The 13,866-nt window shown below is 74.0% G+C and carries 12 protein-coding genes; 6 read left to right on the top strand and 6 right to left on the bottom strand.

The window, feature by feature from the left end; translation table 11 throughout:
- The first annotated feature begins 88 nt into the window (after nucleotides 1–88).
- A complete protein-coding gene (locus AC3EVP_RS09405) occupies nucleotides 89–1,429 on the top strand; it encodes a chitinase (protein WP_335976148.1) in 1,341 nt (446 codons plus the stop codon).
- Between the two features lie 325 nt (nucleotides 1,430–1,754).
- Nucleotides 1,755–2,591: an undecaprenyl-diphosphate phosphatase gene (locus tag AC3EVP_RS09400; protein WP_335976154.1), complete on the top strand. Its 837-nt coding sequence runs from the start codon at nucleotides 1,755–1,757 to the stop codon at nucleotides 2,589–2,591.
- 102 nt (nucleotides 2,592–2,693) lie between these two features.
- Here AC3EVP_RS09400 and AC3EVP_RS09395 read toward each other — a convergent pair whose 3' ends face one another.
- The 4 genes from AC3EVP_RS09395 to AC3EVP_RS09380 all read right to left on the bottom strand — a co-directional run bounded on the left by AC3EVP_RS09395 (nucleotide 2,694) and on the right by AC3EVP_RS09380 (nucleotide 6,796).
- Complete coding sequence (locus AC3EVP_RS09395; RefSeq protein ID WP_435128037.1) at nucleotides 2,694–3,818, bottom strand: Gfo/Idh/MocA family protein; 1,125 nt, start codon at nucleotides 3,816–3,818, stop codon at nucleotides 2,694–2,696.
- Nucleotides 3,815–4,564, bottom strand: a complete 750-nt coding sequence (locus AC3EVP_RS09390) for a sugar phosphate isomerase/epimerase family protein (protein WP_435128035.1) — start codon at nucleotides 4,562–4,564, stop codon at nucleotides 3,815–3,817. Before AC3EVP_RS09390 ends, AC3EVP_RS09395 begins: the two co-directional genes overlap by 4 nt.
- Before the next feature lie 130 nt (nucleotides 4,565–4,694).
- Nucleotides 4,695–5,615, bottom strand: a complete 921-nt coding sequence (locus tag AC3EVP_RS09385; protein WP_335976165.1) for a sugar phosphate isomerase/epimerase family protein — start codon at nucleotides 5,613–5,615, stop codon at nucleotides 4,695–4,697.
- Nucleotides 5,615–6,796 (bottom strand): Gfo/Idh/MocA family protein, encoded by a 1,182-nt coding sequence (locus AC3EVP_RS09380; protein WP_435128032.1) that lies wholly within the window; start codon nucleotides 6,794–6,796, stop codon nucleotides 5,615–5,617. Before AC3EVP_RS09380 ends, AC3EVP_RS09385 begins: the two co-directional genes overlap by 1 nt.
- A gap of 203 nt (nucleotides 6,797–6,999) precedes the next feature.
- Between AC3EVP_RS09380 and AC3EVP_RS09375 the strand changes: the two genes are divergently transcribed.
- From AC3EVP_RS09375 to AC3EVP_RS09365, 3 genes are all read left to right on the top strand, one after another.
- Nucleotides 7,000–8,172, top strand: coding sequence for an ROK family protein (locus AC3EVP_RS09375; protein WP_335976170.1), 1,173 nt, complete (start codon nucleotides 7,000–7,002; stop codon nucleotides 8,170–8,172).
- A 213-nt stretch (nucleotides 8,173–8,385) separates the two neighbouring features.
- Entirely contained in the window at nucleotides 8,386–9,234 is an 849-nt protein-coding gene (locus tag AC3EVP_RS09370) for a hypothetical protein (RefSeq protein ID WP_435128030.1), read from the top strand.
- Nucleotides 9,235–9,381: 147 nt separating this feature from the next.
- Nucleotides 9,382–10,503 carry a DUF5954 family protein gene (locus AC3EVP_RS09365; RefSeq protein WP_435128028.1) on the top strand — a complete coding sequence of 374 codons (1,122 nt, stop codon included), beginning with the start codon at nucleotides 9,382–9,384 and terminating at the stop codon, nucleotides 10,501–10,503.
- Between the two features lie 400 nt (nucleotides 10,504–10,903).
- Here AC3EVP_RS09365 and AC3EVP_RS09360 read toward each other — a convergent pair whose 3' ends face one another.
- Nucleotides 10,904–11,308, bottom strand: a complete 405-nt coding sequence (locus AC3EVP_RS09360; RefSeq protein ID WP_335976188.1) for an NTP pyrophosphohydrolase — start codon at nucleotides 11,306–11,308, stop codon at nucleotides 10,904–10,906.
- A 477-nt stretch (nucleotides 11,309–11,785) separates the two neighbouring features.
- Here AC3EVP_RS09360 and AC3EVP_RS09355 point away from each other — a divergent pair, with 477 nt between their 5' ends.
- Entirely contained in the window at nucleotides 11,786–12,064 is a 279-nt protein-coding gene (locus tag AC3EVP_RS09355) for a hypothetical protein (RefSeq protein ID WP_335976190.1), read from the top strand.
- 78 nt (nucleotides 12,065–12,142) lie between these two features.
- On the opposite strand, the gene AC3EVP_RS09350 is transcribed toward AC3EVP_RS09355, so the two are convergent.
- On the bottom strand, nucleotides 12,143–13,705 hold the full coding sequence (locus AC3EVP_RS09350; protein ID WP_435128258.1) for a hydrolase: 1,563 nt from the start codon (nucleotides 13,703–13,705) through the stop codon (nucleotides 12,143–12,145).
- Nucleotides 13,706–13,866 lie beyond the last annotated feature (161 nt).

Genomic DNA, 13,866 nt, shown 5'->3' with positions numbered 1-13,866 from the left:
GGCTCCAGATCGAACAGTATGGACCAGCATTGGTCCAGACCAGCATGGCCCGTTGTGCTGGTACCCCCCACCGAAGGGAGCGCGGTCCATGACCGGACCCGTTCGCAGACCACTCCGCGCCCTGATCGCCGTCGCCGCCGCCGTCACCGCGTCGGCCGGCCTGGCGCTGGCCGGCGCCGGCGGCGCGCACGCCGCGGCCCCGAAGGCGAGCGCCGCCACCGCACTTCCGAGCCACGTCTTCGCCCCCTACTTCGAGGCGTACAACGGCGACAGCCTCTCCGGGCTGGCCAGCGCCTCGGGCAACAAGTACCTGACGATGGCGTTCCTCCAGACCGCGTCGGCCGGGTCCTGCACGCCGGACTGGAACGGCGACAGCTCCACGCCGGTCAGCCAGGCGAACTTCGGCAGCGACATCGCCACCATCCAGGCCGGCGGCGGCGACGTCATCCCCTCCTTCGGCGGCTACGCGGCCGACAGCACCGGCACCGACATCGCCGACAGCTGCACCAACGTCAACTCCATCGCCGCGGCCTACGAGAGCGTCATCACCACCTACAACGTCAGCCGGATCGACCTGGACGTCGAGGCGGACTCGCTGACCAACGCCGCGGGGCTGGACCGCCGCAACAAGGCCGTCAAGCTGGTGCAGGACTGGGCGGCGAGCAACGGCCGCACCGTGCAGTTCTCCTACACCCTGCCGACCACCACCCACGGCCTGACCACCGGCACCCTCGGCGACGGCTCCGGGCTGTCGGTCCTCCAGAACGCGATCGCCGACGGGGTGCGGCTCGACGTCGTGAACCAGATGACGTTCGACTACTACGACGGCGCGAGCCACGAGATGGCCACCGACACCGAGACCGCCTCGCAGGGCCTGCACGACGAACTCGCGCAGCTCTACCCGTCGAAGAGCGACGCGGACCTGTGGGGCATGATCGGCGTCACCGAGATGCCGGGCATCGACGACTACGGGGCGGCGGAGACCTTCACCACCGCCGACGCCACCACCGTCTACAACTGGGCGGTCGGCAAGGGCATCAACACCCTGTCGTTCTGGGCGCTCCAGCGGGACAACGGCGGCTGCCCGGGCCAGGGCGCCTCGGACTCCTGCTCCGGCATCTCGCAGAGCACCTGGCAGTTCAGCCAGACCTTCGAGCCGTTCAACGGCAGCAGCGACAACGGCGGCGGCACCGGCGGGAGCACCGGCGGCGGCACGGGCGGGACCACCGGCGGCGGTACGGGCGGCAGCACCGGGGGCGGCACCGGCGGGACCTGCACCGCCGCCGCGTGGTCGGCGAGCGCGGTGTACGTCGGCGGCGACAAGGTCTCCTACGGCGGCCACACCTGGCTGGCGAAGTGGTGGACCACCAACGAGACCCCCGGGACCACCGGCGAGTGGGGCGTCTGGGAGGACGAGGGCGCCTGCTGACGCCCTCGTACGGACCCCTCGAACGGACGGCCGACAGCCCGGCCGCAGGCGCGAGGTGGCCGGCGGGTGAACAGCGGTCGGTGCGCCGGTGAACACGCTGTGACCTGCGGCGAAGTGGCGCGCGGCGCCGGTACGGTACTCCGTGGCGGCGCCGCCCCGAAGTCGTACGGCGGCCGCCGATCCTCTAGAGTCTGACCGGACGTCTACGCGAATGTAGTCGGGTCGGAGCGGGCCGGGCATGCCACGGGCGTGCCCGGTCCGTCCGCACTTCCGGGCAGCTCCGGCAGCACCACCAGACCAGAAGACCAGGGGACGGAAACCACCCATGAGCGCGATCGGCCTCGGCCAGGCCGCCCTTCTCGGCATCGTGGAAGGGCTGACCGAGTTCCTGCCGGTCTCCTCCACCGGCCACCTCAAGCTGGTCGAGGGGCTGATGAACATCCCCGTCGACGACGACGCCGTGGTCGGCTTCACCGCCGTGATCCAGGTCGGGGCGATCGCCGCGGTCTTCGTCTACTTCTACCGGGACATCGCGCGGTTCGTGACCGCCTGGGTGCGCGGCCTGGCGCACCGCGAGGAGCGCGGCAACCACGACTACAAGTTCACCTGGTGGGTGATCTACTCCACGATCCCCATCGTGATCGTCGGACTCGCCGCCAAACCGCTCATCGACGGCGTGCTCGGCTCGCTGTGGGTGGTGGCGGTCTCCCTGATCGTCGGCAGCGGCGTGATGTGGGCCGCCGAGCAGATGGCCCGCTTCAAACGCGGCGAGGACCAGGTGACCGTCAAGGACGCCATGATCGTCGGCTGCTCGCAGATCCTCGCGCTGCTCTTCCCCGGGTTCTCCCGCTCCGGCGCCACCATCTCCACCGCGCTCATCCGGGACCTGGACCGGATGGCCGCCACCCGGCTGTCGTTCTTCCTCGGCCTGCCCGCGCTCACCGGTGCCGGGCTGTACGAACTCAAGGACGCCACCAGCGGCGGCGTCAGCGGCTCCGCGCTGGCCGTCGGCACCCTGGTCTCCTTCGTGGTCGCCTACGCCTCCATCGCCTGGCTGCTGAAGTTCGTCGCCCGGCACTCCTTCAACTCGTTCGTGGTCTACCGGATCGTGATCGGCGTGGTCATCATCGGCCTGCTCGCGACGGACACCGTCAACTCCTGAGCAGCACCCGGCGGACGAAAAGACCTGACCGGCCCATCCCCCACGGGTGGGCCGGTCAGGTCGCCGGGGCGGACCCCGGGTCGGCGGTGGCGACGGCGCCGGTCAGGTCAGCGTCGCCGCCACCGGGTCCCAGTCTTCCGGAAGCGTGGCCACTTCCGGGGCGCGGGAGGAGATCTCCACGAAGCCGTGCCGCTCCGCGGAGTCCGTCACCGTGGACATCAGCTCCAGGACGTGCTGCGCCAGCTCACCCGACGCGCGGTGCGGCGCACCGGTCCTGATGCCGCGCGCCATGTCCAGCACGCCGATGCCGCGACCGGCGGTCGTGCCCGTCACGGGCAGGTCGCGCCACTCCTGGTCCTCGAACGACCGTACCTGCACCGGCCCCTCGAACGTGTTCGGGTCCGGCAGCGACAGTGTGCCCTCGGTGCCGGTGACCTCGATCATCCGGCGCGGCACGGAGGAGTCGAAGCTGAAGGTGGCCGCGGTGCTCGGGCCCGAGACGAAGTCCAGCAGCGCGTGCACGTGCGTGGGCACCTCCACCGCGAACGCCGTGCCGGCCTTGGGGCCGGAGCCCACCACCCGCTGCACGCGCGCCTGCCGCGCGCTGGCCGCGACCCGCTCCACCGGCCCGAACAGCGCCACCAGCGCGGTCAGGTAGTACGGGCCGATGTCGAACAGCGGCCCGCCGCCGTACTGGAAGAGGAACTCCGGGCTCGGGTGCCAGCTCTCCGGCCCCGGACCCTGCGTCACCGCGACCGCGCTGACCGGCTCGCCGATCACCCCGGACGCCAGCGCCCGCGCCGCCGACTGCAGACCCGCGCCCAGGAAGGTGTCGGGCGCGCTGCCCACTCGCAGGCCCAGCTCCTGCGCCTGCGTGAGGATCTTCGCGCCGTCCACGGGCGCCAGCGCCAGCGGCTTCTCGCCGTAGACGTGCTTGCCCGCCGCCAGCGCGGCGGCGGCGACCTCGGCGTGCGCCGCCGGGATCGTCAGGTTGACGACGATCTCCACCTCGGGGATCGCCAGCACCGACGCCACGTCGCCGGCGTGCGGCACGCCGTACGCGTCGGCCTGCGCCCGGGCCCGCGCCACGTCGAGGTCCGCCACCGCCAGCACCCGTATGTCGGGGAAGGTGGACAGCGCCTGGAGGTACTGCGTGCTGATCACGCCGGCGCCGATCAGCGCGACGCCGACCGGGCCGGAGCCCGAAGCACCCGAAGCGGTGGTCATGACAGCCCCTCCTCCAGTGCCGTCAGGTAGGCGCGGCTCTCGGCGACGGCCTGGAAGATGTCGGTGGCGCAGGTGTCCAGCTCCACGATCCGCTGCGCGTCCGGCGCCGCGGCCAGGATCGACGGCACGTCGATCGCGCCCTTGCCGACCGCGGTGTGCGGCTCGCCCTTGACGCCCGGCCCGTCCTTGACGTGCAGGGCCAGCACCCGGTCGCCCAGCGTGCGCAGCAGCGCCGGCACGTCGGCGCCGCCGACCTGCGCCCAGTAGGTGTCGACCTCCAGGAACACCTCGGGCGCCAGCTCGTCGGTGAGCACCTCCAGCGCGGTACGGCCCTCGAACCGCGGCTCGATCTCCCACCAGTGGTTGTGGTAACCGATCCGGATGCCGTGCTCGGCGGCCTTGGCGGCGAACCCGTTGAGCTTGTCGGCGGTGCGGCGCAGCCCGTCGGCGGTGGTGAACTCCTCCTCGGCGATGCCGCCGGGGATGATCGCCAGGTCGGTGCCGACGGTGGCGACCGCCTCGAAGACCTCGCCGGCGTCCTTGTCGAACAGCGCGTAGGCGTGGGTGCTGGAGACCCCGACCCCCAGGTCGTCCAGGAGCTTGCGGAAGCCGGCCGGGTCGGCGGTCGGGTCGAACGCCTCCACGGCGCGGTAGCCGATCTCGGCGAGCCGGGTCAGCGTCCCGTCGCGGTCGGCGGCGATCTGGTCGCGGAGGGTGTAGAGCTGGATGCTCAGGGGTTTGGCCATCGAAGCGATGCCTCCTGGAAGTACGACGGCGAAAGCGGGTGCGGGTGCGCGTGCTGGTGCGGACGTGCGGTGGTGCGGGCGGCGCGTGGGGATCGTGCGGCTCGTGCGGCCTGTGCGGCTCGCGCGGCGGTCATCCGACGATCAGCGGGCGCAGCGTGCGGTGGGCGATCTCCAGACCGCCTGTGACGCGCTCCACGTCGCCGCTCCACACCGGGTCCTCGTGCTCGACGGAAAGCACCCCGGTGAAGCCGCCCTCGTAGAAGGTGTCCACCAGCCGGCGCCAGTCCACGTCGCCCAGGCCCGGGACCCGGTAGCGCCACCAGCCGCTGTCCCAGCCATCGGTGCGCTCCACGGTGCGGCCGAAGAACCCGTAGCGGTCCCGGGCCCGCGGGTCGAGCTGCGCGTCCTTGGCCTGCGCGTGCGGGATGCGGTCCAGGTACGGCTTGAGGGCCGTCACCGGGTCGATGCCCAGCCACAGCAGGTGCGAGGGGTCGTAGTTGAGGTAGAAGCCGAGGTCGAACATCCACTCCCACAACTCGGGGGAGTAGGCGAGGTTGCCCGGGTAGCCGTCGGGGTGCCACCCCTCCATCACGCAGTTCTCGATGATGATCTTCACCCCGCGCTCGCCGGCGTACTCCACCAGCGCCGGCAGCTCGCGCTCGGCCTGGGCGAGGTTCTCCTTCACCGACAGGCCCGGGTGGCGGCCGATGAAGGTCCCGACGTAGTCCACGCCGAGCAGCGCGGCCGCGTCCACGTTGGCCCGGACATGGGCGGCGATCTCGGCGCGGCGCTCACGGTCGGGGTGCAGGTTGTTCTCGTAGTACGCCAGCGCCGACAAGGTGAGCCGGTGCTGGTCGAAGAGGGTGCGGACCTTTTCCGCCTCCGCCTTGCCGAAGTCCACCACGTCGATGTGGCTCGCCTCGAAGTCGCGCGACCCGGTGGACGGCCAGGTGGCGACCTCCAGCGCGTCGTAGTCGTGGGCGGCGGCCCAGCCGGCGATCTCGGCGAGCGGCAGCTGCGGAAGGCAGGCGGTGAGGAAGCCCAGCTTCATCAGGAGACCTCTTTCCAGGTCCGGTCCTCCGCCGAGCCGAGGACGGCCTCGGTCAGGCGCACCATGCGGGCGGCGTCGGCGAAGGTGGCGAAGGGAGTGGCGGGAGCGCCGGGGGCGGGGTCGGCGGTGCCGGACGCGTCGGCCGCGCGGGCGGCGGCGTGCACGTCGCGGACGAAGGCGGCGAAGCAGTCGAGGTAGCCCATCGGGTGCCCGCCGGGCACCACCGACAGCCGGGCCGCCTCGGGGGACAGGGTGGCCGGGTCGCGCAGCACCGCGGCGTTCTCACCACGGCTGCCGACGAAGAGCGACTCGGGCGCCTCCTGGTCGAAGGCGAGCGAGGTGCGGGTGCCGTCGACCTCGAACCACAGCCGGTTCTTGCGGCCGGGGGAGATCTGCGAGACCGTCACGCTCCCGCTCGCGCCGAGGTCGGTGCGGAAGAGCAGCTGCACGACGTCCTCGGTGGCGGGGGTGCCGCCGGTGCGCGGCACGGTCTGGGTGAGCGCGGTCAGCTCGGCGATCCGGTGCCCGGTCACCCACTCCACCAGGTCGCACCAGTGCGAGCCGATGTCGGCGAACGCCCGGGAGGGCCCGCCGGCGGCCGCGTCCACCCGCCAGTTGGTGTCCTCCGGCAGCAGCAGCCAGTCCTGGAGGTAGTGGCCGTGCACCAGGCGTACGTCGCCGGCCCGGCCGTCCCGCACCCGGGCGCGGGCCTCGGCGGCCATCGGGTGGTAGCGGTAGACGAACGGGACCGCGGCCACCTTGCCGCTGCGCGCGGCCAGTTCGGCCAGGGCGCCGGCGGTGGCCGAGGAGGTGGTCAGCGGCTTCTCGCAGACCACGTGCTTGCCCGCGCGCAGCGCGAGTTCCGCCAGGCGCGCGTGCGCGTCGTTCGGGGTGCAGATGTGCACCACGTCCACGTCGTCGCTCGTCACCAGCTCCTCGGAGGAGTCGAAGGCCCGGTCCACGCCGAGCGCGGCGGCGGCCTCCTTCGCCCGGGCCGGGGTGGAGGCGCTCACCCCGACGACCGGGGCGCCGCTGCGCCGCACGGCGTCCAGGTGGACCCGGCCGATCATGCCGGTGCCGGCGATCGCCGTACGCAGCGCGGTGCCGCCGGTGGCGCCGGGGGTGCCGGGGCTGCTGGGTGTGCCCGGTGGGTTCGTGTCGTCGGGCCCCGAGAGTGACACAGACTTCCCTCTCTTTCGGTTCGACCAGAACGCTAGCCACCAGGGTTTCGGTTGACAATGGCAAAAATTACGCTAACTTCTGTCATAAATCGGGGTCGACGGCCGCCCAGGGAGCGGTGGCGCGGCGACGGGGAACAGGGCAGGGCCAACGGGCCGACAGATCAGCGGGCCGAGGGCCGAGCGGACGAGGGACGGGCGACGACGTGACGGCAGCAACCGACCGGCAGCTCACCTCGCTCAGCGAACTCGCCGGGCTCGTGGCCGGCGGCGCCACCCGCCGCAGCCAACTCGTCACCGCCACCGGCCTGTCCCGCGCGGCCGTCGCCCAGCGGGTGGACCTGCTCATCGAGCGCGGCCTGCTGGTCGAGACCGGCACCGTGGCCACCGAGCGCGGCCGCCCGCCGCTGGCCCTGCACCTCGCCTCGCACAGCGCCGTGGTGTGCGCAGTGGACCTCGGCGCCACCCACGGCACCGTCGCGATCTCTGAACTCGGCGGCGCCGTCCTCGCCGAGACCACCGAGGACCTCGACATCAACGACGGGCCCGAGGCCGTACTGACCGCGCTGGACGCCCAGATCGACCGGATGCTGGCCGCTGCCGGGCACCCGGCCGGGCACGTCCGCGCGATCAGCGTCGGCGTGCCCGGACCGGTCGAGGCCAGCACCGGCACCGTGGTGCGCCCGCCGATCATGCGCGGCTGGGACGGCTACCGGGTGCCCGGGTTCTTCGCCGGGCGCCGCGCGGCACCGGTACTGGTGGACAACGACGTCAACATGATGGCCCTCGGCGAGTACGGCCACCGGCCCGCCACCGCCCACCTGCTCTACGTCAAGGTCGGCACCGGGATCGGCTGCGGCATCGTCTCCGGCGGCGTGGTGCACCGCGGGGCCAGCGGCGCGGCCGGCGACATCGGGCACATCGCCGTACCCGGCCACGACGACGTGCTCTGCCACTGCGGCAACACCGGGTGCGTGGAGGCCGTCGCGTCCGGCGCCGCCGTCGCCGCGCGGCTGCGCGAGGCCGGGCTGCCGGCCGAACACGCCGCCGACGTGGTGCGCCTGGTCGCCGAGGGCGACCCGCTGGCCCGCCGCCAGGTCCGGCTGGCCGCGCAGCGCCTCGGCGACGTCCTCGCCTCCCTCGTCAGCTTCTACAACCCCGACACCATCGTGCTCGGCGGCTCGCTCGCCTCCCTCCACGACGACCTGCTCGCCGACATCCGCGCCGCCGTCTACGGCCGCGCGCTGCCGCTGGCCACCCGCACGGTCGCGATCGAGAGCACCGTGCTCGGCCGCCGCGCGGGCATCGAGGGCGCCCGCCGCCTCGCCGTCCAGCACCTGCTCTCTCCCGAGGGCATCGCCCGCTTCCTCGGCGCCTGAACGCCGAACGGCCGGCGCTCGGTCCGCACGTGCGCGGGCGGCGGCCCGGGCGCGCGGCACCCATGGGTGACGGAATTGCCCCGTACGAAGGGAGCCCGGTACGTTGCCGCAGGCAGTCGGCGCGGAGGGCCGCGGATACGGGGACCGCGCTCCGCGCCCCGGTGGCTCCGAACGGCCGCGGGGTTCGGCCGGACACAGCAGGGGGGACCACACATGGGCGACGCAGCTCGGGTGCGGACGGCGCGACGGCCGCTGGCGGGCCCGCTCTGCCTCGCGGTCCTGGTGGTGGCCGCGGCGACGGCCTGCGGGGGCGGCGGTGGCGGCAAGGGCGGGGGTACGCACGCGCCCTCGGGTGCGGCATCGACCGCCGGGGCGGCGGCGAGCGGCACGCCTCGGGCGGCGCGGTTGCTCGACCAACGCCAGCTGGAACAGGCGGCCGTGGGCAAGCCGGACCTGCCGGGATGGTCCACGGGCACGCAGTTCGGCCACGGCCCCGACGGGGTCTCGATCAAGGTCGCGATCACGGACGTGGCCCGACTGCCCAAGGTGTCACCAGCCGTGTGCACGGCGCTGGCGGGGATCGCCATGGGGCCGGTGAGCCCCGGCCACCAGCACCACGCCCTGTTCGAGCAGAGCGTCACGCGGGACGTCAAGGACGGCGAGGACGACTCGGTGGTGGGGGACACGCTCCTCGCCTACCAACCGGCGGACGCCGCCGGGGTGATGACGGACCTGCGCGCGTCGCTCAAAACCTGTGACTCCTTTCCCGGCGGTCAGGGGGAGCGGTACACCCGTCCCGTGCCGGCGGCCGCGCCCTCCGTCGGTGACGACGCCGTGGAGTACACCATCACCCAGGTCGTGTCGGGCGGGAACGACGGCGGGAACGACGGCGGGGACGACGGCGGGGACGACGACGCCGTCGACGTGCCCTTCCGCTTCCTGGTCGTCCGCGTCGGCGCCACCATCGTGGTCCTGTCCGCGCTGGGCTTCCCCGGCGGCCGTCCGGAGATCCCCGACGCCGTGGTGAACGCCCAGGTGGCCAAGCTGGCCAAGGCCGGCTGAAACGGCGTGAATCGCCGCCAATGGTGGGGAACACGCCTGCGGTGAGGGGCCGTTGGCCGGTGGGACGGGCGGGCGCCGGTGCCGGGCGGGGGTGCGGTTTTGGCCGAACCGGGGGACTGGGGGCGGCCGGGCGGGCATGCTAAGGGCATGAAGGCGAACGGTGACGCTCAGGAGGAAGTGGCCGGCCGGGAGTGGCCGCGGTCGACCGCGCCATCGTCGCCGGTCGCGGCGGGGCCGGCCGCGCCCGCGGACGTGGAGACCTGGAAGGCGCGCAAGGCGTACCCGTCGACCCTCTTCGCCGGCGGCCCGGTCTTCGGCATCGCCCGCGAACGGGCCGAAGGTGGCTGGAAGTTGCACCCGGGTTTCGCCGGGCTCGCCCCGCAGGACGCCCGCGACGCGCTGGGCGCGCACTTCCGGACCCGCGCCGACCGCTGCGCCGCCGACGGCGACGAGACCGGCCGCGCGCAGTACACCGCGGCGGCCGAACGGCTCGACTGGGAACGGCTCGACGAGCTGACCGTGGCCGGTGCCCGCTACCGCGTGGTCCGCGCCGAGCGCTTCATCCGGATGGGCCCGGACGGCCCCGAACCGCCGCGCGCCACCGACCCCGACCGTACGGACCCCGCGCAGCCGCCGCTCGACCCCGCCTCGGACCTGGTCGTCGCCGCCCCCGGCCGCGCGGCGGCGCCGTCCCCGGGCGTGCTGCGCGCCGAACTCCTCACCGCCCTGCGGAAGAACGGCAGCGTGCCGCGCGACGTACGGGAGGACTCCCGCGCCGCCGCGCACACCCACCCGGGCGGCGTCCTGCTGCCGGCGACGTTCATGGCCGCCGAGCGCGAAGGGGGCCGCTGGCGGCCGCAGTCCACCGGCACCGCCGCCACCCCGCGCGACGCGCGCGACGGACTGGCCATGCAGCTGCGGGTGATGGTGCCCTGGCAGCGCGAACTCACCGACGAGGAGCACGAACTCCACAAGCGCGCCGCCGACCACCTCGACACCGAACAGGTCGACGAACTCGACGTCGCCGGGCGGCACTTCCGGATCATCCGGGTCGAACGGCTGCTGCGCACCGGCCCGGACGGCCCGGAGGGCCCGCGCCCCTCGGACGCCGACCCGGTGCCGCCGGCCATGGTCCACGACCGCCAACTGCGCGAGCAGGCCGCGGTCCAGGACGAGGAGGACGGCGAAGCCGAGGAGGGCACCCGCAAGTTCATGGCCCTGCTCGACGAAGAACGGCGCCGCCGCGACCACCTCCGCGACCGCCGCTGACCGGCGCACCCCGCCCGGCACGTCGGCCCGCCACGCACCCCGCCCGGCACGCACTACGCTGGCGCCTGCGCGTCGGCGTCGGCGTCGGCGGTGAGCCTGCGGTCGGCCTCCGAGGCGACCGAACGCCCCGCCATGGCCACGAGCGCCGCCGCGAACAGGTGGCGGCCATGCCGTGCGACCCAAGGGCCGTGTGCGGCGGGGGAGTTGTGTCGGGCGGGGCCCGGGGCGGCGGAGGGTCGCGGAGTCCTGTCAGTGGCTTTCGCCGGGCGTGGAAGGGGCCGGTGCCGGATGGGCCGATGGCCGCGTGCGGCGGGGGAGTTGCGTCGGGCCCGAGGCAGGCGGCCGTCGTGCCGCACGGCTCGACGGCCGTGTGCGGCACGGAGGTTGGGCTGAGCGGAGGTCAGGGGCGGCGGCGGACCGTGCGGGGGCCGGCGGTCTCGGCGCCGGTCGCGGTGACGCGGGCGCGCAGGCCGCGGTCGGCGGTGACGACCAGGCAGGGGCGGGGCGCCGCGCCGGCGGCGATCTCGGCGATCAGGTCGTCACCGCTGCCGGGCGCGGAGCGCACCGTCACCCCGGGCACGGACGCCACCCCGCGGGCCGCGCCCTCGACGACGAGCACCACGTCGAGCGGCACACCGGCCGCCCACGCCGGGGCGGGGCCGTCCGCGGGCAGCCCGGCGGCCGCGCAGGGCGCGAGCGCGTCACGCAGCCGCTCCGCGGCGGCGTACCGGTCGCGCCACCAGCCGTCGGGCACCGAGCCGACGACGTTCGCGCCGTCGACGACGAGCAGGGGGCGTTCCGTCACGTCCCCCACCCTCGCACACCCCGCTCACGTCAGCGGGGGCGCCGCCGGCTCCGGCTGGGGCGACGGCGGGATCGGCTCCGGCGCGGGCGAGGGCGGTGTGGGCTCGGGCCCGGGCGGGGTCGGCACCGGGTCGGGCGCGGGCCCGGGGACCGGGTGGGGCGTGGGGTTCGGTACGGGGTCCGGCCCGGGGCCGGGGCCGGGTGCGGGCCGGGGGCCGCCGGGTCCGGGTCCGGGCTTCGGATTCGGATACGGCTCGGTCATCGTGTCCTCCCAGGTGTCGCGGCGGGGCGGGACGCGGGTGCGCCCCGCAGTGGACGCCCTCGCGCCTACCCGATGCCCCGCCCGCCATGCCGCCCGCGGCCCGTGCGGGTGAAAACCGGCACCGACCGGCAACCGCGTCCCCGCCGGCCATGTCCCTCCCGGCAACCGGCCCGGTCCGCGAGGGGCCGGCCCGCCCCGAGGAAGGGAGCCGAATCCGTGCCCAAGGACCGCAGAGTCCCCGCGCAGCGCCCCGGCGGCGTCGACGGCCGCACCGACGGCCTCGCCCACGTCCTGATCACCGCAGGGGACGAGGCCAGCGCCTACCGGGTCTTCGACGCGCTCGTGGAGCGCTTCCCCGGCGTCGAGGCGCCGGTCCCGTGGCCGGCCCGCCCCGGCCTGGTGGCGTTCCGCGTGCTCGCCCCGACGCTCGGACCCGCCGCGGCCCACCGCGCGCCCCGGCAGCTGCCCGGCCCCGACGGACCGCCGCAGCCGTAGCCCGGACGCACCTCGGGCGGCGGGGCCGGTCGCGGCCCCACCGCCCGAAGCACGTGTCGTGAACGGACCGGTGTGCGGTCAGCTCACGTTGAGCGCGGTGTCGTCGATGACGAACGACGTCTGGAGCTTGGAACCCTCGACCCCGGTGAACTTCAGCGTCACGCTCTGGCCCGCGTACGCGCTCAGGTCGAAGGTGCGCTGCGTGTAGCCGGACGCCGCGTTCGCGTTGGAGTACGTCGCGAGCGTGGACAGCACCGTGCCCGAGGAGTTGAGCACCTGCGCGGTCAGCGTGTCGTACGCCGTCGAGCCGGTCTCGGCAGTGTCGATGTGCAGCCAGAAGCTCAACGAGGCCGAGCAGCCCGACGGGATCGTCACGCTCTGCGCGAGGGTGTTCGTGGTGGCGGTGCCGTAGCCGTCCAGCCACGCCTTGTACGAACCGGTGTGCGCGGCTTCCGCGGTGGCGTTCGTGATCACCTTGCTGCTCGCGGTCCAGCTGGTGTTGCCGGACTCGAAGCCGGGGTTGGCGAGCAGTTGCGCGGAGGTGCAGCTGCCGGAGCCGCCCGTGGTGGAGCCGGTGGTGGAGCCGGACGTGGTGCCGGAGGACGTCCCCGAGGTCGTGCCGGAGGTGGTCCCCGACGTGGTGCCGCCGGTGGTGGTGCCGCTGCCGTCGCCGGCCAGCCACGCGGTGGCGTTGAGCGCGAGGGCCGCGTCGGTGCCGCGGGTGTCGTTCCAGCCGTCGTACAGGGTGTTGCCGGACTGGCCGGTGCCGTCGTCGACCGGCGAGCTGTCGCCCCAGATCGCCACCCGGCCGCTGCCGAAGGTGCTGGTGACGAAGAACGCGCCGGTGTTGCCGGAGTAACCCGTGCGGTACAGCAGGCCCTTGACCGAGGAGTTGTCGGACGGCTTGAGGGTGAAGGTGGTGCCGTCGGCGATGATGCTGCCGGTCACGGTGCCGAACGCGCCGTGGAGCACCGGGTCGGAGCTGTCGCTGATCGCCTTGGGCGTGTCGGTGCTGATGTCGAGCGAGTCGACGGAGAACCCGAACGGGTCGGAGCTGTCGACGGTGTTGTTCGTCAGCAGGTCGTTGATGACCTTCGGCGAGTCGTAGCCGTCGTTGTTGCGGTCGCTGCCGTTGTGGTCGGAGATCAGGAACAGGCCGCCGCCGTTCTTCACGAACGTCATCACCGCGGTCTTCTCGGCCGCGCTCAGCAGGGTGTTGGGCTCGTCGATGACGAACTCGTCGTAGTTGCTGAGGTCCTGCGCGTTGGAGGAGTTGCCGTAGGTGATGGTCTTGCCGGAGGCCAGCGTCGCCAGCGAGTAGTCGCCGGTCTTCTGCAGGGCCACGCCCCACGACGACAGCGCGCCGGTCCAGTCGGTCTCCTTGCTGGGCGAGGCGTTCTCGCCGAGCGGGTCGGGCTTGCTGGTGCTGATGATCCAGTCGGCGTTCCCGGCCTCCTCGGCCTTGGTGTCGTCGAACAGGACGCGGTGGGTGGCCGAGGCGGCGGGGGCGGCGGCCGCCGCCTGCGGGCGGGCCGCGGCCTGCGCGCTGCCGCCCGACAGCGCCAGACCGCCGAGCGCGGCCACGGCGCTGAGCCCGGCGGCCGCGCTGATCAGCACCCGGCTGCGGGAGAAGAGCGGGATCTGCGGCAGGGCCGGGACCCGGCCGGCCTGCTCGGCACCGGACCTGCCGGATCTGCGGAACGGGCCGGTGGCGCCGGGGACTCGGATGGGCATCCGTCAACCTCCAGGTGGGGGCGGTTTGATGGGGGAACCGTCGTCGGAAGCGGGCATGCGGAGCGAGA

The sequence above is a fragment of the Actinacidiphila sp. bgisy144 genome (assembly GCF_057708105.1).
Note: the sequence above shows the minus strand (reverse complement) of the source record. Positions and strands in the feature narration are given on the sequence as shown.